At 59.2% G+C, this 23,643-nt stretch carries 20 protein-coding genes and 2 pseudogenes; 11 read left to right on the forward strand and 11 right to left on the reverse strand.

Annotated elements, in window-relative coordinates:
- The first annotated feature begins 58 nt into the window (after positions 1 to 58).
- Entirely contained in the window at positions 59 to 1,273 is a 1,215-nt protein-coding gene (locus AC13Q5_RS11835; RefSeq protein ID WP_488501785.1) for an OpgC family protein, read from the forward strand.
- Positions 1,274 to 2,163: 890 nt separating this feature from the next.
- On the opposite strand, the gene AC13Q5_RS11840 is transcribed toward AC13Q5_RS11835, so the two are convergent.
- Positions 2,164 to 2,442, reverse strand: a complete 279-nt coding sequence (locus AC13Q5_RS11840; RefSeq protein WP_488501786.1) for a helix-turn-helix transcriptional regulator — start codon at positions 2,440 to 2,442, stop codon at positions 2,164 to 2,166.
- Between the two features lie 26 nt (positions 2,443 to 2,468).
- Positions 2,469 to 3,791, reverse strand: coding sequence for a type II toxin-antitoxin system HipA family toxin (locus tag AC13Q5_RS11845; RefSeq protein WP_488501787.1), 1,323 nt, complete (start codon positions 3,789 to 3,791; stop codon positions 2,469 to 2,471).
- Positions 3,792 to 3,899: 108 nt separating this feature from the next.
- Here AC13Q5_RS11845 and AC13Q5_RS11850 point away from each other — a divergent pair.
- A pseudogene (locus AC13Q5_RS11850) lies at positions 3,900 to 4,099 on the forward strand (IS630 family transposase); the annotation flags it as partial.
- 76 nt (positions 4,100 to 4,175) lie between these two features.
- Here the strand turns inward: AC13Q5_RS11850 and AC13Q5_RS11855 are convergent.
- Entirely contained in the window at positions 4,176 to 5,945 is a 1,770-nt protein-coding gene (locus tag AC13Q5_RS11855; RefSeq protein WP_075853802.1) for a glucan ABC transporter ATP-binding protein/ permease, read from the reverse strand.
- A 376-nt stretch (positions 5,946 to 6,321) separates the two neighbouring features.
- On the opposite strand from AC13Q5_RS11855, the gene AC13Q5_RS11860 reads away from it, so the two are divergent.
- The 4 genes from AC13Q5_RS11860 (at position 6,322) to AC13Q5_RS11875 (ending at position 12,082) form a co-directional block, all read left to right on the forward strand.
- The gene (locus AC13Q5_RS11860) at positions 6,322 to 7,062 is read left to right on the forward strand and encodes a helix-turn-helix transcriptional regulator (protein ID WP_488501788.1); all 741 of its coding nucleotides are present in this window, start codon (positions 6,322 to 6,324) and stop codon (positions 7,060 to 7,062) included.
- A 116-nt stretch (positions 7,063 to 7,178) separates the two neighbouring features.
- Positions 7,179 to 10,640 carry a pyruvate carboxylase gene (pyc, locus tag AC13Q5_RS11865; RefSeq protein WP_457878333.1) on the forward strand — a complete coding sequence of 1,154 codons (3,462 nt, stop codon included), beginning with the start codon at positions 7,179 to 7,181 and terminating at the stop codon, positions 10,638 to 10,640.
- Between the two features lie 74 nt (positions 10,641 to 10,714).
- Positions 10,715 to 11,536, forward strand: a complete 822-nt coding sequence (gene aidB / locus AC13Q5_RS11870; RefSeq protein ID WP_488501789.1) for an AidB family quorum-quenching N-acyl homoserine lactonase — start codon at positions 10,715 to 10,717, stop codon at positions 11,534 to 11,536.
- A gap of 87 nt (positions 11,537 to 11,623) precedes the next feature.
- A complete protein-coding gene (locus AC13Q5_RS11875; RefSeq protein WP_488501790.1) occupies positions 11,624 to 12,082 on the forward strand; it encodes a GNAT family N-acetyltransferase in 459 nt (152 codons plus the stop codon).
- Positions 12,083 to 12,089: 7 nt separating this feature from the next.
- Here AC13Q5_RS11875 and AC13Q5_RS11880 read toward each other — a convergent pair whose 3' ends face one another.
- The 4 genes from AC13Q5_RS11880 to AC13Q5_RS11895 all read right to left on the reverse strand — a co-directional run bounded on the left by AC13Q5_RS11880 (position 12,090) and on the right by AC13Q5_RS11895 (position 15,895).
- Positions 12,090 to 13,334, reverse strand: coding sequence for a multidrug effflux MFS transporter (locus AC13Q5_RS11880; RefSeq protein ID WP_488501791.1), 1,245 nt, complete (start codon positions 13,332 to 13,334; stop codon positions 12,090 to 12,092).
- A 263-nt stretch (positions 13,335 to 13,597) separates the two neighbouring features.
- Entirely contained in the window at positions 13,598 to 14,359 is a 762-nt protein-coding gene (locus tag AC13Q5_RS11885) for an amino acid ABC transporter ATP-binding protein (protein WP_488501792.1), read from the reverse strand.
- Positions 14,356 to 15,036 carry an amino acid ABC transporter permease gene (locus AC13Q5_RS11890; protein ID WP_075853461.1) on the reverse strand — a complete coding sequence of 227 codons (681 nt, stop codon included), beginning with the start codon at positions 15,034 to 15,036 and terminating at the stop codon, positions 14,356 to 14,358. The genes AC13Q5_RS11885 and AC13Q5_RS11890 overlap by 4 nt, the downstream gene beginning before the upstream one ends.
- 85 nt (positions 15,037 to 15,121) lie before the next feature.
- Positions 15,122 to 15,895 (reverse strand): amino acid ABC transporter substrate-binding protein, encoded by a 774-nt coding sequence (locus AC13Q5_RS11895; protein WP_075853462.1) that lies wholly within the window; start codon positions 15,893 to 15,895, stop codon positions 15,122 to 15,124.
- A 390-nt stretch (positions 15,896 to 16,285) separates the two neighbouring features.
- Here AC13Q5_RS11895 and AC13Q5_RS11900 point away from each other — a divergent pair, with 390 nt between their 5' ends.
- Together AC13Q5_RS11900 and AC13Q5_RS11905 are read left to right on the forward strand one after the other, a co-directional pair.
- Entirely contained in the window at positions 16,286 to 17,353 is a 1,068-nt protein-coding gene (locus AC13Q5_RS11900; protein WP_488501793.1) for an SGNH/GDSL hydrolase family protein, read from the forward strand.
- Positions 17,346 to 18,419, forward strand: coding sequence for an acyltransferase family protein (locus AC13Q5_RS11905; protein WP_488501794.1), 1,074 nt, complete (start codon positions 17,346 to 17,348; stop codon positions 18,417 to 18,419). The genes AC13Q5_RS11900 and AC13Q5_RS11905 overlap by 8 nt, the downstream gene beginning before the upstream one ends.
- A 76-nt stretch (positions 18,420 to 18,495) precedes the next feature.
- On the opposite strand, the gene AC13Q5_RS11910 is transcribed toward AC13Q5_RS11905, so the two are convergent.
- The 3 genes and pseudogenes from AC13Q5_RS11910 to AC13Q5_RS11920 all read right to left on the reverse strand — a co-directional run bounded on the left by AC13Q5_RS11910 (position 18,496) and on the right by AC13Q5_RS11920 (position 19,970).
- Positions 18,496 to 19,014, reverse strand: coding sequence for a phosphotransferase-like protein (locus AC13Q5_RS11910; protein ID WP_488501795.1), 519 nt, complete (start codon positions 19,012 to 19,014; stop codon positions 18,496 to 18,498).
- 156 nt (positions 19,015 to 19,170) lie between these two features.
- Positions 19,171 to 19,278 (reverse strand): annotated as a pseudogene (locus AC13Q5_RS11915) (DMT family transporter); the annotation flags it as partial.
- Between the two features lie 110 nt (positions 19,279 to 19,388).
- Positions 19,389 to 19,970, reverse strand: a complete 582-nt coding sequence (locus tag AC13Q5_RS11920) for a TetR/AcrR family transcriptional regulator (RefSeq protein ID WP_488501796.1) — start codon at positions 19,968 to 19,970, stop codon at positions 19,389 to 19,391.
- A 144-nt stretch (positions 19,971 to 20,114) separates the two neighbouring features.
- Between AC13Q5_RS11920 and AC13Q5_RS11925 the strand changes: the two genes are divergently transcribed.
- Together AC13Q5_RS11925 and AC13Q5_RS11930 are read left to right on the forward strand one after the other, a co-directional pair.
- A complete protein-coding gene (locus AC13Q5_RS11925) occupies positions 20,115 to 20,477 on the forward strand; it encodes a DoxX family protein (RefSeq protein WP_488501797.1) in 363 nt (120 codons plus the stop codon).
- A 190-nt stretch (positions 20,478 to 20,667) separates the two neighbouring features.
- A complete protein-coding gene (locus AC13Q5_RS11930; RefSeq protein ID WP_075853467.1) occupies positions 20,668 to 21,246 on the forward strand; it encodes a flavodoxin family protein in 579 nt (192 codons plus the stop codon).
- Positions 21,247 to 21,294: 48 nt separating this feature from the next.
- Here AC13Q5_RS11930 and AC13Q5_RS11935 read toward each other — a convergent pair whose 3' ends face one another.
- A complete protein-coding gene (locus AC13Q5_RS11935) occupies positions 21,295 to 22,167 on the reverse strand; it encodes a DMT family transporter (protein WP_488501798.1) in 873 nt (290 codons plus the stop codon).
- A 256-nt stretch (positions 22,168 to 22,423) separates the two neighbouring features.
- On the opposite strand from AC13Q5_RS11935, the gene AC13Q5_RS11940 reads away from it, so the two are divergent.
- Positions 22,424 to 23,623 carry an MFS transporter gene (locus tag AC13Q5_RS11940; protein WP_457878323.1) on the forward strand — a complete coding sequence of 400 codons (1,200 nt, stop codon included), beginning with the start codon at positions 22,424 to 22,426 and terminating at the stop codon, positions 23,621 to 23,623.
- The last annotated feature ends 20 nt before the right edge of the window (positions 23,624 to 23,643 follow it).

The following is a 23,643-nucleotide window of genomic DNA, read 5'->3' on the forward strand; positions in this document are numbered from 1 at the left end:
GCCAAAGGGGGAACTCTTTGGCCCCGATTGCATTTGAGTGTCGGAACAGGAGAGTTTTATGAATTCGAGGGCGGATATGAGCCCGGTTGCGGCACAACGCGTGAGTTTGCCGAAACCGGCCTCCCAGAGGGACACCCGACTGGATGTTCTCAGAGCCTTGGCTCTGATCATGATCTTTATCAACCATGTACCGGGGCAGATCTTCGAGGACTTGACCTCGAAGAATTTCGGCTTTTCCGACGGCGCCGAGGCTTTCGTGCTGATCTCCGGCATTTCCGTCGGCCTGGCTTACGGAACGAAATTTCTTCCGGGCAATCGGCTGAAGATGGCTTGGAAGGCGGTCAGGCGCGCCTTCACGCTTTATACCGCGCATATGATCACGACTTTCATGACGTTGGTGCTCTTCATTTCCGGCGCGTGGATTTTCCACCAGAAGGGCCTGCTCTGCGAGGTGAATATCCTTGCCTTGCTGATGGACCCGGCGCGCGGCGTACCAGCATTGCTGACGCTCGGGCATCAGATCGGCTACAACAACATTCTGCCCATGTACGGCGCTCTGTTCCTGATGCTGCCCCTGATCATGCTGCTCGAGGCAAGGAATCCCCTGCTTCTGCTTGCAATTTCGGTCGGTGTCTGGCTGGTGTCCGGCATCTATTACATCGCGCCGCATACAACGCTGCTTGACGGCTTCTGGTTCCTCAATCCGTTATCCTGGCAGCTGCTGTTCGTCATCGGCTTCGTCGCCAGCATGCATGTCAAGCGGGGCGGGCAGATCCCCGCCCATCCGGTTTTGATCGCGCTGGCCTTCGCCTATGTGCTCCTGTCCTTCATCTGGGTGACCGACAAGCTCTGGATACTCGGCGATTACCTTGCCATGCTTGGCCTGCCGACTGTCGTCACCGGCTTCGACAAGACTTTCCTGTCGCTGCCGCGGCTGCTGCATGTTCTGGCGCTCGCCTATCTGATCGTCAGCATCCCCGCCATTTCCGCAATGCTGCGCCGTTCGGCAAGCCACCCGTTGACGATCCTCGGGCGGCATTCGCTGAACATCTTCGTTGCCGGCACCATCCTCGCCATGGCCGGTCAGGTCCTTCTTTACGTAGCCAACAAGAGCCCGATCGTCGGTGCGATCTATGTCGTCTTCGGCATCGCCGTGCAGTTCCTCTATGCCTATCATCTCGAGCACAAGCGGCTTCAGCTTGCCGGTCAGCGCGCGGCGAAGACGCCTGCGGCAACGATCGCAATGCCTGCGCATTTCGGAAAGCGTCATTGAAAGCTTCTGCCGCGCCGCGTGCTTGCGCGGTTTGGCCTATCGATTTTGTCGCCGTCGCTGACGGTGCGGCGGCCCAACTCGCGGAATCGGCACTGACAACTGGACGGGCCTGCTTAGTTTCGGGTGCAAGTTCTGATCCGATGCCGGTCGGGTGCCGACCCTAACTCCAGTCGGTATTCGTCCGTATTGACCTCCGATCAGAAAACGGAAAGGCCTGGTTTTCCCGCCGGGTCTTTCTTTTTTGGTTGGTCTGTATTTGACCGGCGTAAGCTCGTGCAGGAACAGGCCCTCCACCCTGACCCTTACCCCCGCCAGGGGCAGGGGCTATCGCATATGCGAGACGAACACCGGAAACTCCTGGAATTAGCGACTGCCACCAGCTCCGAATTCTCGGCTTCGGAGAGCATGTCGGGCAATCAGCTGCTTGAACTACCGAGTATTCCATTCGTTAGCGGATCGAAGCCGTTCCATCTATCGTGCTTTCAACCCAGCTTCCGTCTGAGATGTCGTTTTTTCGAGACCCACCAAGAGAAAACCCTCAACGTCATGGACCGCTGGCGTTTGACGGAGAGGCCAGTCTTCATAGGCAATTGTCTCCGTACTCGATCCATTAGGTCGGCGCAGTATTGCCGTGAACTTTCTGCTCACAGGTAAATCCAAGGCAGCTGCCACGATGATAGGAGCACCGTGGTCTCAATGTGGGGAGCCGAAGGAATTCCATGTTTTCAATGCACTGAACCTTATAGGTCAATTGAGATTTGATTCGTTGCGCTATACTTGGTTTTCCTCAGCCCTTTCCCGCAACACTTGTGTTATGTTCCGTGGGCCATCCCAGTTTCCCAAAATGTTCGATGAGAACGTAAGCCTGACCCGCGAACTACCTGCTTGGTTCAACTGTTTTTAGGAACAAAGCCGATTGCGAACCCAAACAATCGACCAATCTTTTCTAAGGTTTCCAGTGTGGGGTTTGCCATACCTGATTCAATCTCGGCAACTTGGCGCCTTGTAAGTGACAGGGTCTTGGCGAATTCCTCCTGGGTCATTCCGAATCCTTTTCGTATCTCCATCACAGCATCCGGCAACCTAAGATCCCCGTGTCGAGCTCGCTCCGCCAGCTTTCGTCTGTTTTCAAGAATTTCTTCCTTCGTGGGCTTCTTCCATCGAGCCATTTAGCATTCCTCTGGCATCACTGGCATCACTGGCATGCCGCCACAACGTTATCCGCGATTTCCTTACAGCGCCCCATTGCACGCTCTAACACTTCTGAAGATGCTCCCATGCGCTTCGCCAGTTCTGGTGCGTGCTGTAGACGTTGTGCAAATGCATAGATCGAAGCCGTTAGGAGTTCCTGTTCGGCAGGAACGGGCATCAGCTCAGTGCAAATGCGTTTCCAATTCGGAAGATGGTCGCGACCACTGTCGCGCATCATGGCCCATCGGGTGGAACGGACAATCCCCTCCTTGGCGAGCCGCATAGGAGCGAAGTCAAAGAGCGGAGACAGGCGGATCGTGCCGTCGTGATGCTTGCTGAGTGCTGAATTCCGGCCGTGATTGTCGGGATTGCCGAGCGCCAGGTTAGCGATGTCGCGCTTCAGGTATTCGACGATGTCCAAGAAGGGATCAGCTGAATATTGACGCAGAACTTCGATATAGACCTCATGCGTGCCGACATGGCCGAAATCGGCGACTCCAACCGCTGACACTAGGCTTTCCTGGCCCAGTCGGATTGTTCCCCCGCCTTCCATCTTCCTCCGATCGAAACGGGGAATGATCAAGACGCCTTCGGCGTAAGTCGAGGGTTCGCTGACGTTCAGACCGATCCCTTGGGCGATCCGTGAGTAGAGGGCTTCGCCTTCGAGAATTAGGCGGTCTATGGGCTCCTTGCTGCGTACCAACTTGACGATCACATGGCGCACGGCCTCATCATCTGTCACGAAACTGTCAGGATAGTAGAGCCCATCTTTCGCCTTGGTCATCGAGACCTTCGGCCATTCACCTTGCAGGCCGCTTGAGCCAGAGGCGAGCATTCCAAAGCGATCAGCGACTTCCATGAAGCGATCTGAGCGCTCAAGAATCTCCGCTTCTGTAACGCCTTGACGCTCAACACCTCGCAATCTTTCTGTTTCGGCTTCAGCCGCTTCCTTGATGCGGATGTTGCCAATGCCACCTGTAGCTGATCGCAGAAGCAGCGGGAGATCGGAAGCGCGAGAGCCTTCCGCGAGCCCGAGGTGTTCGGCAAGCTTTCGCCTCGCATGTCCCTGGGGCATAAGATCCAAGAGGAAGGGCGGCCAGCTACCGCTATATCGACTTTCGAGATCTACGGGATAACGGACCGACAAGGCGCGATGGTCGTGAACTGTCTTTCCGGCTGCGAATTCCGCCGATGCTATTGTAACAAAGTAGTCGAGGTCGTAATCGACGATGGACGCGCCCTGAAAGCCGGTGTCGTCGCCCTTTAGCTCTAGAGTCGCAGCGTGATGCCACTCACGATTAAAATGGGTTTCAAGCGTCAGGCGCATGTAATGACCCTTTCAATGGATCAATTAACGCATATTTTTTATTTATTCAACCCATTAAAGTGGGTTGAATAATTTCATCAGAATTGCCAACTGCCAAAAGGTGGCCGTTGCCAGTTACTCCACCTCCCGCCCTGTGGCCCGGATTCCAAGCCCATTAAAAAGGCCTTCTCCAAGCTCAAAGCGCTCCTCCGAGCCATAGCAAAGCGCACCGTCAAAGCACTATGGGAAACAGTCGGCGAGATCGTTGTGCTTTTCAAACCTAAGAATGCGCCCACCACTTCACGGCGTGCAGATATGCCCCCGAGTAAAATGGACGCGCTCTAGGCAGCAAAAAGCCGGGAGAGCATCGCTCTCCCGGCTTCGATCTTGGGCCCCTTGCGAAGATCAGGCGGCTTCGTTTTCCGTTGCGTGTGCCTTGCGGACTTCCTCGTCCGTCAGGATGCCGCTGGCGCGCAGGAGAGCGGCGAAGCGACCGTTGCTCTGGCTGAGCTCGTTGAAGCTGCCGTTCTCGATGATGCGGCCGTTGTCCAGGAAGAGGACCATGTCGGCCTCGCGGACCGTCGACAGGCGGTGCGCAATAATGAAGGTCGTGCGGTTCTGGCGCAGGTTGTCGATCGCCGTCTTGACCCGGTTTTCGGTTTCGACGTCGAGCGCGCTGGTCGCTTCGTCGAGCACGAGGATCGGCGCATCCTTGAGGATGGCGCGAGCGATGGCGATACGCTGGCGTTCACCACCCGAGAGCTTGTTGCCACGCTCGCCGACGCGGGTATCGTAGCCGCCTTCGCGGGTTTCGATGAAGTCGTTGGCGGCAGCAGCCTGGGCGGCACGGATCATTTCCTCTTGCGTCGCGCCTTCGCGACCAAGGCGGATGTTGTCGCTGATCGAGCGGTTCAGCAGACCGGCATCCTGGAAGACGGTGGCGATGAAGCGGCGCAGCGACTTGCGGGTCACCTTGGTGATGTCGTGACCGTCGACGAGGATCTGCCCCTTCTGCGGGTCGAAGACGCGCTGCAGCAGGTTGACGAGCGTCGTCTTGCCGGCGCCGGTCGGGCCGACGATGGCGACGGTCTGGCCAGCCTTCACCGTGAAGGAGATGTCGTGCAGGCCCTGCGACGAGTTGGCGAAGCCGAAGGATACGTCGCGGAACTCCACTTCGCCCTTGACGTCCTTGATTTCGGCAAGGCCGGCCGGTTCTTCGCGGTCACGGACCGAATCTTCCAGCGTGTAGAAGTCCACGAGCTTGGCGCGAGCCTCGAAAATCTGGTTGGCGAAGTTGCGCAGCTGTTCCAGACGGCCGATCAGCACGTTGGCGAAAGCGATGAAGGTGATGAGAGCGCCGAGGCTCAGGCTGCCATCCTGTACGAGGACGGTGCCGATCATCAGGATCGCCATCATGGCGACGGTCGAGGCCGTGCGGTTCAGCGCACCGGCAAGCGCCCACCAGTCGAGGACCGGATACTGGGCCGCCAGCAGACGCTCGGTGAACGACTTCAGCGCTTTGGTTTCAGCTTCGATGCGGTTGTAGCTGTGCAGCACAGACACGTTGCTGATCGAGTCGCTGACATGCGAGAAAACCGTGTTGTAGTGGCTTTCGACCGAGGTCTGGCCATCCTTCGTGCGGCTCATGACCAGGCGGCCGATGATCCAGTAGAAGACGCCGAGCAGGACGAGGACAGCGGACAGGCGCAGGTCCATGGCCATGGCGGTCGGGACCATGATGACGAGCGCGACGGCGGTCGACAGATGGTTGCGCATGAATTCGAGCCACAGGCCGAACAGCGCTTCGCAGGCGCGCAGCAGCGTGTTCAGCGCGCTTGCCGTGCCACGCTGGCTATGCCAGGAGAGCGGCATCGAGATGATGCGGCCGAATGCTTCGGTGAGCAGGGAGGCGCGGCGGCCATGCGCAAGGCGGTCAGCCTCGCGGGACACCACGATGAAGGCGACCGCACTGAAGACGGCAAAGCCAGCCCACAATATCATCGTAGGCGTGACAGCCTCTTTCTTGGCAATGGCGTCGAAGATGCGGCCGAACAGAACCGGTTCGTAGATGGTGGTCATCGCAAGCGCGATATTTGCGATCACGACCATCCAAACGCGGTATCGATACGCGCCAAGATACTTCAGGGCTCTTGCATAGACTTTGAACAGTGACACGTCAGGCACCCTCTGTGCATCAGCAAAACTCGGAATGTTGCGACACTACAGATCGGTACCTGAACCGGCGATTAACGGAATCTGCAGCTGTTTTTTCAAGGGAATTTCTCGCGTAGCGCGTGCAGTCGCAGCGAGGTGCTATCGGCCGCCGCAGAAATGTGACAGTTTGGGGGCGACCCTGCCGCGGCATCATCCGTTACTATTAAGTCACGCCGAAGGCGGCCATTCAGGGTTGAATGGTAAAAAAATCGCTAAAGGCGTTCAATTTCGCGCCGGCATGAGTATGTTGCCGGCGATTAAGCGCGCTATGGGGCCAGCGAGCAGGGCGGCAATGCTCGTCCGCCGATAATTCAGGCTGCGAGGCCAAGGGGTAAATGTGAATATCCATTCGCTAATACAATTGCTTGTCGTCATCGAAGAATGCAAGCGTACCAAGGATGTCGTGGCCGAACTCGAGCTCGTGCTCCGCTCCTATAAGTTCGATTTCTATGGCGTATTGAAGCAGACGCGACCAAATGTCGATGTTGCCAATTTCATCCTGGCAGGCCGCTGGCCCGATCAATGGCCGCTGACCTATGTCCGCAAGAGATATATGCTGGTCGATCCGGTCGCGCGCTATGCCACCCAGGCACAGCGCCCCTTCCGCTGGAGCGATGCCGTGGCTGCGCAGAAATCGGATCCGCTCCGGCGCCGGATGGAGCAGATGATGGCGGATGCCCGTGCCAACGGGCTTGTCGATGGCTATATTTTTCCGATTCACGGACGAAGCGGTCTGCTCGGCAGCGTGACGATCGGCGGTGAGGCGGTCGATCTCTCTCCAACGGAGCTTTCGCTCTTCGATGCCGTTGCCAGAAAGGCCTTCTGGCGGCTTCTGGAGCTACGCGAGGAAGCGCAATCGCTCGAGGCGCAGGGAAAGGTCGAGCTGAAACTGACCAAACGCGAGATGGAAGTGCTCAACCATCTGGCCGACGGCATGACGTCGATTGAGATCAGCCGGCTGCTGACGATCTCCAATCACACCGTCGACTGGTACATGAACAGCATCCAGGACAAACTGAAGGCCAGAAATCGGCAGCACATCGTTGCCATCGCTTTCAGAAACGGACTTATTCCGTAATGGCAACTATTTTGATGTCGGATGTCGCAGGAGAAATTGAACTTCCCGTGACAAGAAGTTAAGAATTCTCTTCGCGGGTGCAGCATTGCCCGTTTCGATGCCGTGAGGAGACAGCATTGCCCATTTCCAAGATCCTGGTTGCCAACCGTTCCGAAATCGCCATCCGCGTATTCCGCGCCGCCAACGAGCTTGGCATAAAAACGGTGGCCATCTGGGCCGAGGAAGACAAACTCGCGCTGCATCGTTTCAAGGCGGACGAGAGCTATCAGGTCGGCCGCGGCCCGCATCTTGCCCGCGATCTCGGGCCGATCGAGAGCTATCTGTCGATCGAGGAGATCATCCGCGTCGCCAAGCTTTCCGGTGCCGATGCCATTCACCCGGGCTACGGCCTACTGTCGGAAAGCCCCGAATTCGTCGATGCCTGCGATGCCGCCGGCATCATCTTCATCGGCCCGCGCGCCGACACGATGCGTCAGCTCGGCAACAAGGTCGCGGCGCGCAATCTCGCAATCTCGGTCGGCGTGCCCGTCGTGCCGGCAACCGATCCGTTGCCTGACGATATGAAGGAAGTCGCCAAGATGGCGGCCGCGATCGGCTATCCGGTCATGCTCAAGGCCTCCTGGGGCGGCGGCGGTCGCGGCATGCGCGTCATTCGCTCCGAGGCCGATCTCGCCAAGGAAGTGACGGAAGCCAAGCGTGAGGCGAAGGCCGCCTTCGGCAAGGACGAGGTCTATCTCGAAAAGCTCGTCGAGCGCGCCCGCCATGTCGAAAGCCAGATTCTTGGCGATACGCATGGCAATGTCGTACATCTGTTCGAGCGCGACTGTTCGGTTCAGCGCCGTAACCAGAAGGTCGTCGAGCGTGCGCCGGCACCTTATCTCACCGATGCGCAGCGCCAGGAGCTGGCGGCCTATTCGCTGAAGATCGCCGAAGCCACGAATTACGTCGGCGCAGGCACCGTCGAGTATCTGATGGATGCGGATACCGGCAAATTCTATTTCATCGAAGTCAATCCGCGCATCCAGGTCGAGCACACGGTGACCGAAGTCGTCACCGGCATCGATATCGTCAAGGCGCAGATCCATATTCTCGACGGCTTCGCCATCGGCACACCGGAATCGGGCGTTCCACGCCAAGAAGACATCCGCCTCAACGGCCATGCGCTGCAGTGCCGCGTGACGACGGAAGACCCGGAACATAACTTCATCCCGGACTACGGTCGCATCACCGCCTATCGCTCGGCGTCCGGTTTCGGCATTCGCCTTGACGGCGGCACGTCCTATACCGGTGCGATCATCACCCGCTACTACGATCCGCTGCTGGTGAAGGTGACAGCCTGGGCGCCGAACCCGCAGGAAGCGATCGCCCGCATGTACCGGGCACTGCGCGAATTCCGCATCCGTGGCGTCGCGACAAACCTCACCTTCCTCGAAGCGATCATCACGCACGAGAAATTCCGCGACAACAGCTACACGACGCGCTTCATCGATTCCACGCCGGAGCTGTTCCAGCAGGTCAAGCGCCAGGATCGTGCCACCAAGCTTCTGACCTATCTCGCCGACGTTACGGTCAACGGCCATCCGGAAACACGCGGCCGTCCTGCACCGTCGCCGAAGGTTGCCCAGCCGGTGCTACCCTATATCGACAGCAATGTTCCCGATGGCACCAAGCAGCTGCTCGACAAGCTCGGCCCGCAGAAGTTTGCCGAATGGATGCGCGGCGAAAAGCGCGTGCTGATGACCGACACGACGATGCGCGACGGCCATCAATCGCTGCTTGCCACCCGCATGCGTACCTACGATATCGCGAGCATCGCCGGCACCTATGCCCGCGCCCTGCCGCAGCTTCTGTCGCTGGAGTGCTGGGGTGGCGCCACCTTCGACGTTTCCATGCGCTTCCTGACGGAAGATCCATGGGAACGTCTGGCGCTGATCCGCGAGGGTGCACCGAACCTGCTACTGCAGATGCTTTTGCGCGGCGCCAACGGCGTCGGCTACACCAACTATCCCGACAACGTCGTGAAGTATTTCGTCCGCCAGGCGGCTAAAGGCGGCGTCGATCTCTTCCGCGTCTTCGACTGCTTGAACTGGGTCGAGAACATGCGCGTGTCGATGGATGCCGTGGCCGAGGAGAACAAGCTCTGCGAGGCGGCGATCTGCTACACGGGCGATATCCTCAACTCCGCCCGCCCGAAATACGATCTGAAGTATTATACGGATCTCGCCGTCGAGCTGGAAAAGGCCGGCGCCCATATCATCGCGCTGAAGGACATGGCGGGCTTGCTGAAGCCGGCTGCGGCCAAGGTGCTGTTCAAGGCGCTGCGCGAGGCGACCGGCCTGCCGATCCACTTCCACACGCATGACACGTCTGGCATTGCAGCTGCGACGGTGCTTGCCGCTGTCGACGCCGGCGTCGATGCCGTCGATGCGGCGATGGACGCGCTCTCCGGCAATACCTCACAGCCCTGCCTTGGCTCGATCGTCGAAGCCCTCAAGGGCTCCGAGCGCGATCCGGGCCTCGACCCCGAATGGATCCGCCGCATCTCCTTCTACTGGGAGGCCGTTCGCCACCAGTACGCCGCCTTCGAAAGCGACCTCAAGGGACCGGCCTCGGAAGTCTATCTGCATGAAATGCCGGGCGGTCAGTTCACCAACCTCAAGGAGCAGGCCCGCTCGCTTGGCCTGGAAACCCGCTGGCACCAGGTGGCGCAGGCCTATGCCGATGCCAACCAGATGTTCGGCGATATCGTCAAGGTGACGCCGTCCTCCAAGGTGGTCGGCGACATGGCCCTGATGATGGTAAGCCAGGACCTGACCGTTACCGATGTCGAGAACCCGGCCAGGGACATCGCTTTCCCGGATTCGGTCGTCTCCATGCTGAAGGGCGATCTCGGCCAGCCGCCGTCGGGATGGCCGGAAGCGCTGCAGAAGAAGGCGCTGAAGGGCGACAAGCCCTACACCGTCCGACCGGGTTCGCTGCTTGCCGAAGCCGATCTCGATGCGGAGCGCAAGGTCATCGAGACCAAGCTGGAGCGCAAGGTCGACGATTTCGAATTCGCCTCCTACCTGATGTATCCGAAGGTCTTCACCGACTATGCCCTGGCGGCCGACACCTATGGCCCGGTCTCGGTGCTGCAGACGCCGGCTTACTTCTATGGTCTCAAGGAAGGCGATGAGCTGTTTGCCGAGATCGAGAGGGGCAAAACGCTCGTCATCGTCAACCAGGCGATGACGGCGACTGACGAAAAGGGCATGGTGACGGTGTTCTTCGAGCTCAACGGCCAGCCGCGCCGCATCAAGGTGCCGGATCGTGCCCATGGTGCTTCCGGCAGCGCTATCCGCCGCAAGGCCGAGACCGGCAATGCCGCTCATGTCGGCGCGCCGATGCCGGGTGTCATCTCCACGGTCTTCGTTTCGCCCGGCCAGGCAATCAAGGCCGGCGATGTGCTTGTTTCCATCGAAGCCATGAAGATGGAGACGGCGCTGCACGCCGAAAAGGACGGCACGATCTCCGAGGTGCTGGTGCGCGCCGGCGACCAGATCGACGCCAAGGATCTGCTTGTCGTTTATGGCGCCTGAGCGTCCATAAAGATACGAAAGGGGCCGGCTCCGACCCGGCCCTTTTTGTGCAGTTTTCGGGCGGAGGCGCAGCCATGAGTGGTCATTCCCTGCATATCGGGCAATATGAGGTTACCCTTCTGCTCGACGGGCTCTTCGAAGCACCGGCTGATGTGTTGATCCATGCCGATGGCGAAGCTGCAAGGCAGCAGGCGATCGCAACCTGGGGCAAGCCGACGCTGCAGGTGGATGTGAATTGCTTCCTCCTGCGCGGACCCGCCGGCGCCGTTCTCGTCGATGCCGGGACAGGCACGTCCTGGGGACCGAAATACGGCCATGCGCGCTCGGCATTGTACGAGGCAGGCGTTTCGCCGGAGAAAATCCAGAGCGTCTTGCTCACACATATCCATGGTGATCACGCTCTTGGCTTGTTCGATGGAGACAAGCCGTATTTCCCTCATGCCGACATCTTCGTATCGGACCGCGATATCGCCTTTTTCACCGATCCCGTCGCCCGCGAGGCGATGCCGGAGGCGCGGCGCGGTGGTTTCAAGGTGGCTGAACAGCTGCAGCGCGTCTACGGATCGCGCATAAAGCGGATCGGGGAAGGCGAAGTGTTGCCCGGCATAGAGGCGCATCCTCTGCCAGGCCATACGCCCGGCCACGCCGGCTATCTGCTGCATGGTGACGACGATTCTCTCCTGATTTGGGGAGATGCCCTGCATCTGGGAGATCTGCAGCCCGGCGATCCGAAGATCGGCCTGGTCTATGATCTCGATCCTGAGCAGGCGGTTAGAACCCGCCACGCCGCTCTAGAGGATGCCGCCCACGAAGGCTGGGTCGTCGCCGGCGGCCACATCACCGGCTTTGGACGTGTGCAGCGGGAGCCGAAGGGCTACAGGATTCTGCCGGCGTGAGATTGGTGCCGGCTGGGAAATCGACCGGCTTGCGCAGTTCGACGAAGACGGCGCAAAAGAAGTTCAGGTGCTATCGGAGGCGGAGGAGTGACGGCAGCGATTTCCTTGCGGGCAGCGACAGATGCCGATGTCGATGCCGTGCGGGCTTTGACACGCGAAGCCTATGGCAAATGGGTGCCTGTCATTGGCCGCGAACCTTTGCCGATGGTGGCTGATTATGCCGAAGCCGTGCGCAAGCATCGCATCGATCTCGTGGAGGCCGATGGTGAGCTTGTAGCCTTGATCGAGATGGTGCCAGGAGAGGGTCACCTGTTGATCGAGAACATCGCCGTATCGCCGCGCCATCAGGGGCGGGGCATCGGCAGGAAGTTGCTGGATCATGCCGAGCATGTCGCAGCTACGCTCGGCCTGAAAGATATCCGGCTCTACACCAACAAACGCTTTGCCGAGAATGTGCAGCTTTATCTCAAGTATGGCTATACGATCGATCGCGAGGAGCCGCTGGAAGACGGATTCCTTGTCCATATGAGCAAGAATATCGGATAAGCCGCAATTACCTCCGTTTCCCGATCGAGGCTGCCCAGATCGCGGCCAGCAGCGCAAGCACTGCGGATATCAGCATGAGGGCGAACAGGGTGTGGATCGTTGCCGATTGCGCGATGAACAAGCCGCCGATCGACCCGATGAGCGCGCCGCCAGCAATCCGCATGGCGGCGGCAAGCCCGGCGGCCGTCCCGACCATATCCGATCTGACCGACATGGCGCCGCTGTTCGCAGCCGGCATGGTCAGGCCGTTGCCGATACCGACGAAGATACAAGGGCCGAACAGCGCCAGAACCTGCGCGAAGCCCGACAGCGACAGGGTGAGGCCAACCGACAGGCCGATGCAAGTGAGGAGCCGGGCGATGACGAGGATGATGCCGAGGGGGATTCTTGCGCCGTAGCGGCCAGCCAGATAGCTGCCGAGAATGAAGCCGGCGGGAACCAGGCCCATGTAGAAGCCGAGCCTGGCGCTCGAGCCGCCGAGCGCATCGCCTATCGTGAGTGGCGCTCCGCCGAGGAAGATGTAAAGCACGCCCATCGAGCAGGCCATGCAGAGCGTATAGGCCCAAAAGCGTGCCGAACGCAGAAGCAGCGCATAGGAGGCGAGATAGTTCTTACTCGTAGCTGATGCGGGCGCTCTCGACCCTCTTAACTCTCGCATGGAGAGGAGGAAGGCGGCGATGCCGAGGATCGCAAGAACGATAAAACTTGCCCGCCAGCCGAAGAACTCATCCAGCGAGCCGCCGAACAGCGGACCGACCATGGGTGCCAGTGCCCACCCCATGGCGAGGTAGCCGAACTTGCTCGCCGCCTCCCGATCGTCGGATGTTTCCTTGATGATGACGAGGGCGACGGAGTAGCAGGGGCCGATGCACGCCTGCATCATGCGGCACAGCAGGAAGATGCCGATATTCGGAGCGAGAACGCAGCCGATCGACGCGACGATGAAGATGGCCAGCGCCGTCAGGACGACCGGCCTGCGGCCGAAACGATCCGATATCGCGCCGCCGATGGCTTCCAAGGTTGCGGTGACGATGGAAAAGCCTGCGACCGAGAGGTTTACGAGGGCGAAATCGGCATGGAATGCCGCTGAAATCTTCGGCAGCGACGGTAGGATCATGTTGACTGGCAGCACGGCAAGCGCCGAGAGCAGGATGAGGATCATCAGCCGCGGTTGTGCGGCGGCTCCTTTTTTCGTTGGATCGTCGATTGCCTGTGTGGATGAATGGTCTATGCGGCTTTCGGTGCGCGTCATGGCCTTGTCCGTCGTGTGGTTGGGAAGTCGGGGAAGATCTGACGAGGTGCGCCCGGATTCCGGGCAATAAAAAAGGCCCCGCCAGGAGCCTGCTTACCGCGCATGGGTGCTTTCGCCGGATGGCTACGCCATCCTGCCCATGCGCCTTCCTACCACCACGAGAACGAGTGCCGTGTTCATGGCATTAGAGCTAACCGCAAAGCTGCGCAGCGTCAATGCGTGGCTTATCCATCGGGCTAAACCTGTGTGCCCGTGCGAGTCTCTTAGATGTCGTAGCTGAGCCCGGAATTCAGCGTCGAGATGAACTGCTTCGTCCGCTCCTGCGAAGGGTTGGAGAAGAGGTTGCGCGAGGAGCCGGTCTCGACGATGCTGCCCGCTTCCAGGAACACTACATTGTTGGCAATCTTCGACGCCAAGCGCAGGTCATGCGTCGCCATGACCATGGTCGTGCCCTCATTGGCGAGCTTGCCGAGAACGTCGACCACTTCTGCCGCCAGTTCCGGATCGAGCGCCGAGGTCGGCTCGTCGCAGAGCAGCACGCGCGGCGAGGGGGCAAGCGCCCGGGCGATGGCGACGCGCTGCTGCTGGCCGCCCGAGAGCGTAGAAGGCCAGGCATCCATCTTGTGGGCCATACCGACCTTGGTCAAAAGCTCGACGGCGCGGGCGCGGGCCTTTTCGGCCGGCCAGCGCAGCACGGTCGTCAGACCTTCCATGACGTTACCGATCGCGGTTTGATGCGGAAAGAGCTGGAAATTCTGAAAAACCATGCCGGTCTGGCGGCGGATCTTCTGAATTTCTTGCCAGGACGGCTTCTTGCCCGGCTGGAAAGTGGCTGTCTCTCCGCCGATGCGGATCGTTCCGGCAGTCGGGATCTCGAGCAGGTTGATGCATCGCAGGAGTGTGCTCTTGCCGCCGCCCGAAGGCCCAACAAGCGCCGTTACCGTTCCCTCGGGGATCATCATGCTGATATCTTTGAGGATGACGTTATCGCCGAAGCGTTTTTCGATATGCGAAAGCTCGATCATGCCTGTGCCTCCAGCGTGCCGCCGGAGCGGGCGAAGCGGCGTTCGAGGTAACCCTGCAGCGTCGACAGGAAGGTGCTGAGGACGAGATAGATGATGGCAGCCTCGATATAGAGGATCAGCGGCTCGTAGGTCGTCGCGACAATGCGCTGCGCGGCCTGGAACAGCTCCGGCACGGTGATGGCGGCGGCAAGCGAGGTGTCCTTGACCAGCGAGATGAAGGTGTTCGATAGCGGCGGCACGGCGACGCGCGCTGCCTGCGGCAGGATGGTGCGGCTCATGGCCTGGCGCCAGTTCATGCCGATCGAATAGGCGGCTTCCCATTGGCCCTTCGGCACGGAGGAGATGACCGCGCGGATAATTTCGGACGTATAGGCGCCGACGCTGAGCGTAAAGCCGATCACGGCAGCCGGGAAGGCGTCGAGCAGGATGCCGAGGCTCGGCAGGCCATAGAAGATGACGAAGAGCTGTACCAGAAGCGGCGTGCCGCGGATCACCCAGACATAGAAGCGGGCGACGGCCACCAGCGGCGCCGGGCCGAACAATCTGACGACGGCGGTAAGCAGACCGAGCAGCAGGCCGAGGACAAAGGTAATCAAGGTGAGCGGGATGGTGAAGATGAGCCCTGCCCAAAGCAGCGTGCTCAGTGACTCCCACATCAGTTGCAACCAATGCTCCACGGAGAAGCCTTTCGATAAGAGAATGCGTCCGGAGGTGACCCCGGACGCATCTTTTTCACAGTTTTATGTCGCTGCCTATGCTTTCTTACTTCGAAACGTCCTGTCCGAAGTACTTCTTCGAGATCTTGTCATAGGTGCCGTCGGCCTTGATATCGGCCAGCGCCTTGTTGATGGCGGCGAGCAGCTCCGGCTCGCCCTTGCGGATGATGGCGGCGGAGAAATCGGCATTGGCCTGCTGGGCGACGATCTTTACCGGCGCGTCGGGCTTGTGCTTCTTGAAGTCGAGGAAGGAGAGGCTGTCGTTGATCGTGGCGTCGGCGCGGCCGGTCAGCACGAGCTGGATCGACTGGTCGAAGCCGTCGGTGCCGACGAGTTCGGCGCCGGATTGCGTCGCGATCTTGCCGAAGTTGCTGGTCAGCGACTGCGCGGACTTCTTGCCTTTGAGATCGGCGAAATCCTTGATGTCGGTGTTGCTGTCCTTGACGATCAGCACGGCCTTGGACGCGATGTACGGATCGGAGAAGTCGTACTTCTGCTTACGGGCATCGGTGATGCCGACTTCGTTGATGACGGTGTCGTAGCGGTTGGCGTCGAGACCGGCGATCAGGCCGTCCCATTTGCCTTCCAGGAACTGCGCCTTGACGCCGAGCTTGGAAGCGATCGCTTCGGCGATTTCGACGTCGAAGCCGGTGAGCTTGCCGCTCTCGTCATGATAGGTGAAGGGCGCATAGGTGCCTTCCGTGCCGACCTTGAATACGCCGGCCGACTGGATCGCCTTGAGGTTTTCGCCGGCATGGGCGGGGAGCAGGAATGCAGCCTGCACGAGGGCGGCGGCGGCAACGGTCTTCAACCAGTTCATCGTTCTCTTCCGTTTCTGGAGCGGTTTCATTCAATGTCGCATACATCGCAGAAAAATTGCATCGCGAAAGCGTAGAAAACTGCGAGATAAATGGGCAATTGCGAATATTTTTCTCAAAAGATTGGAATTGCGCCGCTGAGAGAGCCGCCGCTTCCATCTGCCGCCAATGATCGCCGATGGCGGCGACATGAGCCGCATGATGACAATTCTAAACGCTGCCCTATTTCGTCATCTGATTATTGTCCCCGTGCGTCATCCTTCGCGCAGGGCGTGTGCGTCGAATAATGCGTTCTGGCCGCTCGCCACAACACACCGCCGGCGATCAAATTGCATTTATATTAGAAAACGAAAATACAAGAATCGATCCGACACAGCCGAAGAGGTGGCGAATTGTCTATCGGTGCGCGCTGGCGGCCTTGGCCGGCTATCAGGCTTGATGTCGCGGTTGCGTCTCTCTTTCTGGTTTTATGTACATCCCCACCGATCTTTGCTGCGGAAACGATCGAGCGGCCATCGAAATGGATCGGCCGCGTTGCCGCCGGCGATGCTGCCTTTGGCTGGCCCGGCAGCGGTTTTATGCTGCGTTTCGAAGGCACGTCGCTCTCGGTTACCCTCGTTGATGCCGGGCAAAACAGCTTGGAGATCGAACTAGACGGTGTTCCCCAACGCCTCGATCTGCAGGCGGGGCAGCACGGATATCAGCTTGCCGATGGTTTGCAGCAAGGCGCCCACGTTGTTCGCGCGACGCGTCGCACCGAAGGATGGATTGGCGATACCCTATTCGTTTCGGCCGAAACCGACGGGTCGTTCCTCCCGGCGGAAGCATCGGACGAAGAGATGGTGGCAATAGGAGACTCCATCACGGCTGGCTATGGCGTCGAGGGTGTCGGTCCCGGATGCAAATTCACCCCCGGGACTGAAAATCAATATCTGACATATGCAGCTGTCGCAGCGCGTAGCCTCGGGATGGAGCTTACGACGCTCGCGGTTTCGGGAATTGGCCTTTCGCGTGCTCGCAAGGGCACCAAAACCATGCTTGACGTCATTGACAATGGAACGCTGTCGAGAAGCGGTGCGCCTGGTCTTCCTGACGAGCGTGTTTCCGCAGTGGTTATCAATCTGGGGACGAACGACTTTTCGGACGGCAAGAATCCCAGCGATTTCGGCGGGGAATACGCCAAGCTTCTCTCCAGACTCAGATATCAGTTTCCAAAAGCGTATCTCTACGCCGCGCTCGGCCCGATGATGCCTCAGAAGGATTTCGATACGGCCGAGAACGCGATCAAGGCCGTCGTCCAGACGAGCGTCGCAAAAGGCGAAAGTCGCCTTCGCTATCTGAACTTACGCGTCAAACCGAAGGATTTCGGATGCAATTGGCATCCAAGCCGCAGCACCCAGGCGGCAATGGCGGATTTGTTGGAACAAGCAATCAAAGCGGATCGGGGCCGTCATGGTTAACGAGCAGGTGCTTTCCACTCGGCGGCCAAACTCGAAGCAATTGGACTCTCTCCAGTTTCTCCGGTTTGTGGCCGCCTTTTCTGTCGTTCTCTTTCATTTCGGGCGCACTCTTGTGCTCGAGTACCATGTCGATCGCAATTACTTCGACATGGGCGCAGTCGGCGTCGACATTTTCTTCGTCCTCAGCGGCTTCATCATCAGCTACTCCTCCGATCCGGGACGCGGGCTTGTCTATTTCGCACGCAAGCGCGTTGCGAGAATAGTTCCACTCTACTGGTTGCTGACGCTGGTGGTCGTCTTGATTGCGCTTGTGAAGCCCAACCTGCTCAATTCGACTGTTGTGACCGTGGACACGGTCATCAAGTCTCTTCTTTTCATCCCTTATCAGAAAAGCGGAGGCGCCATACAGCCAATCCTTTTCCTGGGCTGGACGCTCTGTTACGAGGTGTTTTTCTACATAATCTATGGCGCCTGCCTGATCTTCGGCGCCAAGGCAAGTTGGTTCGCCTCCGCCGCCATCCTCGTCCTGATCGCGCTGCATGCGATTTGGCCGAAGGGATCTGTCGAATGGCGTTTCTATACAAATCCGATATTGATCGAATTCATTCTCGGCATGATGCTTCATAAGGCGTATTCGGCCTCCAGCGCCATCAGGGGCGGATCGAATGTCGCCGCCAGTGTGCTCGTTCTCTTGGCATGCGCAGCCTACTTCTTCATCGTGACACTCGCCGGCCCCAGCCTCTTCGCTTCAAGCCTGTTTGCGGTCCTGTTCGTTTCGGGTTTCCTGCTCATGCGGATGCCGTCCGGGAAAATATGGGCCATTCTGGTTCTGCTGGGAGACGCGTCCTACTCGCTCTACCTCATTCACCCCTACACGTTTCAGCTTCCGGTCAAATTGCTGGGCAAGCAGCTCTCCCTATCCGCTGCCACGGGAATATTGGCGCTGGCCACGCTTTGCACGATCGGGATCTCGGTGGTGCTTCTCAAATTCTTCGAACGGCCGATGCAGGCTCTTCTGATGCGGCGACCGCGACCTATCGAGGGGGCTGCCGCTGTGGCGGAGTGAAATCCAGCATCTTGCCGCGGGTTGGAAACTTCGCTCGCCGGGCAGTTTGCGCTTGCAGAAAGCGCATCGATCCGACTTAGGTCGCCGCTGTGCGCCGCTTTTCCCATTCTTCGATTATGATCGCGACCAATGCGTCGAGCGGCCGGGTGGTGTCGACTTCGAGATCGTATCGGCAATAATCGTGCGTTTTCAGATGGTAACGGGCCTCGCCGATGTAGCGGTTGCCACGTTCCCTTTCGCGGCGCTCGATCTCCTCGACCGGCGCATATACGCCGACCCAGAACACGTCCAGGCGCGCGAACAGATCGTTGAGCTGGTCAGCCCAGCTCTGTTCCTCGACGATATGCTCCACGATCAGATCGTTGCCGGCGGCAGCGAAGGCGGCGATGGAGCGGTGAAATCCATCGAAGAACCTGTTGCGTTCGCTTGGTAAGTCGGCTGCCGAGCTACGCTTCATTGCCCGAAAACCTGCGTCTGCCAGTTGATCCGAGGCATAATAACAAAACTCCGGCAGCGCTTCTCTCAGCGCCTTCGCCAAGGTCGATTTGCCTGCGCTGGACGTGCCATTCAGGAAGATGATGCGGCCAGGGATCATGCGGTATCCTATTCCAGTCACTTTCAAAGGGCCGCAATATTCCCCATCGCTGACGCTTTGCTCTGATGCCGCGGCAAAAGGGACCGCATCGCAACCCATATATGTATCGCCGCAGACTATAGACTTTTGTAATTGCAGCAATGATCAACCGCCCTCAAGCACGTGGCCGAGCAAGAAGGCCCAGACGAACGAGGTACATTCGAATGACGCCGGCACTGAGACGGGTGCCTCGCGCATGCCTTCGAAGAGAGCGAGCCGGCCTGCACTTCCGCTTTCCCGGCCCGATGCTGCAAATTCAGGGGGCTTAAGCCCTTTGGCTCATCCCCCTTCCCAAAGCCATTTTCGCGGGATCACATCACCTGCAACATCCGCTCTTAGAGCTGACTAAGCTGACCCGATACCATCTGCATGATGAGGGTGATCCGTTGAGACCGGAAAGCGGGTCTTATTCTGCCGTGACGCTCAAGCTCCGCCAATCCGTGAAGTGCCGCCCAGAAAGTTTCAGTCGCGGTATCCCCATCCTGGGCGAACGGCGCGATCACCGTCGCCATGGCTCCGAAGCCCTCACGGAGCTGTGTCGGCGTATCCGACCTGGCGAAGCGGAGACCGGTTGGAAGGATAAACATCGCCTCGTACATAGCAGGTCGGGCGAAAGCGAAATCGAGATAGGCGGTCGCGACGTCTTCGACTGACTCCCTTGGCGTGGAGGATGGCCGAATGGCCGCACGGAGTATCGTCGCCAATTCGCCGAAACCCTCGAGAGCGACGGCTCCGACGATTTCGTCGCGATTTTGGAAATGCGAATAAAGAACCGGCTGGCTGTATTCTATCTCGTCGGCGAGGCGTCGGATCGTGACCGAAGCCCAGCCGTCTCGTTCCGCAATTGTCCTCGCAGCGACAACGATCCTGCGTCCACGTTCATCCCTTTCCCGGGTCTTGCGTTCGCTGATGCCCACGTCGTTCCTCTGTCTTCACTTGCGCGATTTCGCTGACGTCATGGCTATCAAAAAGAACGTCGATTGACAAACTAGCAATGCTAGAATATATGATATCGCTATAATAATTTGCCGCGATATGGATCGCCGGAGAAGAGAATATCCATGAATCTTCCAGTTCAAATTTTCACGGGCGCAACGGTGCTCGATACCGTCCTCGTCTGGCTACCCGCAGCGGCGTTTCTCGTTGGTGCTATCGTCAACGCGACTGGCCATCAGAAAATCCGCGCGGGCTTCGTGCGACTTGGATTTCCATTCTGGTGGTGCTGGGTCACGGCCGCCCTTGAGCTCTTAACCTCAGTGCTGTTGGTCACAGCCGGCATCCGATACATCGGGGTCGCGTTGGGCGCCTGCATCATGCTCACCGCGATCGCGGCTATCGTCCGTATCCGGAATTATCGGGAGCTCCCGCCACCAATGCTGTTCCTACTGCTGCTGATGCTAGCCGATATCAGCGGCTACGCCTGAACATTTCACGGCAAGCAGAGGCGGGCACACATGAGAGCCAGCGTGCAATCGGCTGGGTAACGCTCTCCGTCGCCGAGCATCGGGCGCCATCCAAACTTCAATCATCAACTCATCTGAAGGAACACGCCGGACGGAGCGAAGTCGCTTCCGGACAGCGCAAAGCAACGGCCTGAAGGAGGCCAAAATCACCATGTCGAATCGCACAGCAACTACAGTCGTCGTCTATCATTCAGGCTACGGTCACACCCAGCGGATGGCGGAAGCCGTTGCGGAAGGTGCGGGCGGTACGCTTTACGCCATAGACGCTGACGGTAATCTCTCGGATGACGGGTGGGCAGCGTTGGACGCTGCCGACGCCATCATCTTCGGATCGCCGACCTACATGGGCGGCCCAAGCTGGCAGTTTAAGAAGTTCGCGGACACTTCCTCCAAGGCCTGGTTCACCAACAAATGGCAGGACAAGGTTTTCGGAGGCTTCACCAATAGCGCCAGTTTGAACGGCGACAAGCTCAATACCCTCGAATACTTCGTGCTTCTGGCGGGACAGCACGGCGGTCTGTGGGTCAGCCTGGGGCTGAAGCCAGCGAATGTGAAGGCGTCGAAGCGGGACGATGCAAACAGGATGGGATCATACATCGCACCAATGGCTCAGTCCGATGCTGACGCAGCCCCGAGCGAAATGTCGATCGGCGACCTCGAAACTGCCCGCGTTTACGGCAAGCGCGTGGCACGCGTCGCAGATCGGTTCGCATCGGCTCGGGCTGCCTGATGCGTGCACCAATGCTGGCGAGTACGGCGATCACGACACGCTCTCACGTCAAGCCGCCGCCGTGCGTCGCTTCATCCGTTCGCTGATAATGATGATGAACCCGGCGCTGAGGATCAGGATGGCGCCGATGAAGGTGTTGGCGCCGGGGATGTCGCCCCAGATCATGTAGCCGAGCAAAAAGGCCCAGACGAGCGAGGTATATTCGAACGGCGCCAGCACCGAGACGGGGGCTTGGCGCATGCCTTCGAAGAGGGCGAGCTGGCCGGCGCCGGCGATGACGCCGGTCAAGGCCAGCAGGACGATCTGAAAGAGCGTTGGCGTCTGCCAATGGGCGATCGCCATGCCCGCCGTCAGGATGATGAACATGATATTGGAGACGGCCATCTGGATATGGCTCTTCTCGTGCAGCGCGGTTTTCCGCAACAGCACCATGCCGCATGCCCAAAGGACGGCGGCCTGCAGCGCCAGATAGACCGGCCAGGAGATCGAAAGCCCTACCGGATTGGAGGCGATCACCACGCCGCAGAAGCCGACGCCGACCGCCATCCAGCGGGCAAATGTTACCTTTTCGCGCAGCACGATGGTCGCGAGGATGGTGCCGACGATCGGGGCTGCGTAATAGAGCGTCGTCACCTCGGCAAGCTGCAGGTAGGAGGCGGCCGAATAATAGGAAATCCAGGCAACCAGGATGATGACGCTGCGCACGATCATCGGCTTGATGATCGGCGAGCGTGCCACCTTGCGAACCAGCGACGGGCCTTCGAAGACGAAGCAGCCGGCAAGGATGGTGCAGCTTCGGATGAACAACACCTGCCAGACGGGGATGGAGGCAACAAGCAGCTTCACCGCCGAATCATGGGCGGTGAACAGCATGTAGGCAAACACCGTAAGCAGGATGCCATAGCCGATGGAGTTTTTCACGGGGATGCACCAGAGGATGACCCGACTCGGGGTCGACTGAATAATCTTTCAGGCCTCAACCGATAGGAGCCTACTTTTTCGCCGTCAATAGGACATTTTGCCAATGGCGTGCGTATATGAATGATTTATTCGGGTTGTGGCGTGTTTGCCTCCGCTTTAACAGACGGAGACGAAATGTGACCGTTCCGGCTGTTTTCGATCGTTGCGATTTCAATCGATTTAAATAGACTGCGGCCACTGATTTGGGGGAATTTTTATGGACGATATGACGAGATTGGAGGGTCTTGAGGCGCGAAGGAGCGGATTCTTCACAAAACCGCGTGCGGCCGTTTCGTTGATGTTCCTGCTGAACGGCTTCATGGTCGGCTGCTGGGCGCCGAAAATTCCGGAGTTTGCCGAGCGGCTGCAGCTTTCGAAATTCGAGCTCGGCCTGATGATCCTCGTCTTCGGCGTCGGTTCGCTCGTCATGATGCCGCTGGCCGGCGCGCAGATCGCCATGCGCGGCTCGCACATCGTCGTCAAGATTCTTGCCGTGCTGACGCTGCCGATGATTCTGGCCTTGACGCTGGCGCCGAATGTCTGGACTGCGGCGGTGGCACTCTTTCTCTTCGGCGGCTTCATTGGTGCGATGGATGTGGCGATGAACGCCAACGCCGTCTCGGTCGAAAAGTCCATGCGGCGCGCGATCATGTCCTCATGCCATGCCTTCTGGAGCCTTGGCGGCCTTTTGGGCTCGGCGATCGGTGGCCTGCTGATTTCACGCTGGGGCGTTCTTGGTCATGCCGAGGCTTCGACCGTCATTGCGGTTCTTTTCCTCGTTGTCGCCTGGCCGATGGTCCTCAGCGACCAGCCGCATCATGATGAGGCCAAGCCGAAGGCGAAGTTGCCGATGATTCCGCTGCCCTGGCTGCTCGGCATGGTGGCGCTGTTCTGCATGGTGCCGGAAGGCGCGGTGCTCGATTGGAGCGCGCTTTATCTCAGCCAGGAAAAGGGGGCATCGGTGGCGCTGTCCGGCTTCGGCTTTGCCGCCTTCTCGGCCACCATGGCGACCATGCGCTTTGCCGGAGATTTCGTGCGCGACTGGCTGGGCGCCATCAGGACACTGCGTGTCTGCACGGTCTTCGCCATCGTCGGCATGCTGACCGCAGCACTGGCGCCAAATGCGGAGATCGCCATTCTCGGCTTTGCGCTCTGCGGCATCGGCATTTCCAACATGGTGCCGATCGCCTTTTCGGCTGCCGGCAACATTCCCGGTCTACAGCCGGGCATCGCCATTTCGGTCGTCACCACGCTCGGCTATTCCGGCATGCTGGTGGCACCTTCGGCCATCGGCTTTGCCGCCGAGCATGTCGGCTTCTCGCCTGTCCTGATGGCGCTGCCAGTACTGCTGCTCGTCGTACTGGCCTTGTCGTCTTTGGCGCGCTACGCTGACGGCATCGGCGAAAGCAAGCATTAATTTCGTCGCTTTTACCCGCT

Source organism: Martinezella sp. CNPSo 3964 (assembly GCF_057784375.1).

Excerpts from the sequence above, each read along its gene's own strand:
- AC13Q5_RS11885 (WP_488501792.1), bottom strand. The coding sequence starts at position 14,359 with ATGATCGAGCTTTCGCATATCGAAAAACGCTTCGGCGATAACGTCATC.
- AC13Q5_RS11925 (WP_488501797.1), top strand. The coding sequence starts at position 20,115 with ATGAATCTTCCAGTTCAAATTTTCACGGGCGCAACGGTGCTCGATACC.
- AC13Q5_RS11910 (WP_488501795.1), bottom strand. The coding sequence starts at position 19,014 with ATGATCCCTGGCCGCATCATCTTCCTGAATGGCACGTCCAGCGCAGGC.
- AC13Q5_RS11835 (WP_488501785.1), top strand. The coding sequence starts at position 59 with ATGAATTCGAGGGCGGATATGAGCCCGGTTGCGGCACAACGCGTGAGT.
- AC13Q5_RS11840 (WP_488501786.1), bottom strand. The coding sequence starts at position 2,442 with ATGGCTCGATGGAAGAAGCCCACGAAGGAAGAAATTCTTGAAAACAGA.
- AC13Q5_RS11880 (WP_488501791.1), bottom strand. The coding sequence starts at position 13,334 with ATGACGCGCACCGAAAGCCGCATAGACCATTCATCCACACAGGCAATC.
- aidB (WP_488501789.1), top strand. The coding sequence starts at position 10,715 with ATGAGTGGTCATTCCCTGCATATCGGGCAATATGAGGTTACCCTTCTG.
- AC13Q5_RS11905 (WP_488501794.1), top strand. The coding sequence starts at position 17,346 with ATGGTTAACGAGCAGGTGCTTTCCACTCGGCGGCCAAACTCGAAGCAA.
- AC13Q5_RS11940 (WP_457878323.1), top strand. The coding sequence starts at position 22,424 with ATGGACGATATGACGAGATTGGAGGGTCTTGAGGCGCGAAGGAGCGGA.
- AC13Q5_RS11845 (WP_488501787.1), bottom strand. The coding sequence starts at position 3,791 with ATGCGCCTGACGCTTGAAACCCATTTTAATCGTGAGTGGCATCACGCT.
- AC13Q5_RS11895 (WP_075853462.1), bottom strand. The coding sequence starts at position 15,895 with ATGAACTGGTTGAAGACCGTTGCCGCCGCCGCCCTCGTGCAGGCTGCA.
- AC13Q5_RS11930 (WP_075853467.1), top strand. The coding sequence starts at position 20,668 with ATGTCGAATCGCACAGCAACTACAGTCGTCGTCTATCATTCAGGCTAC.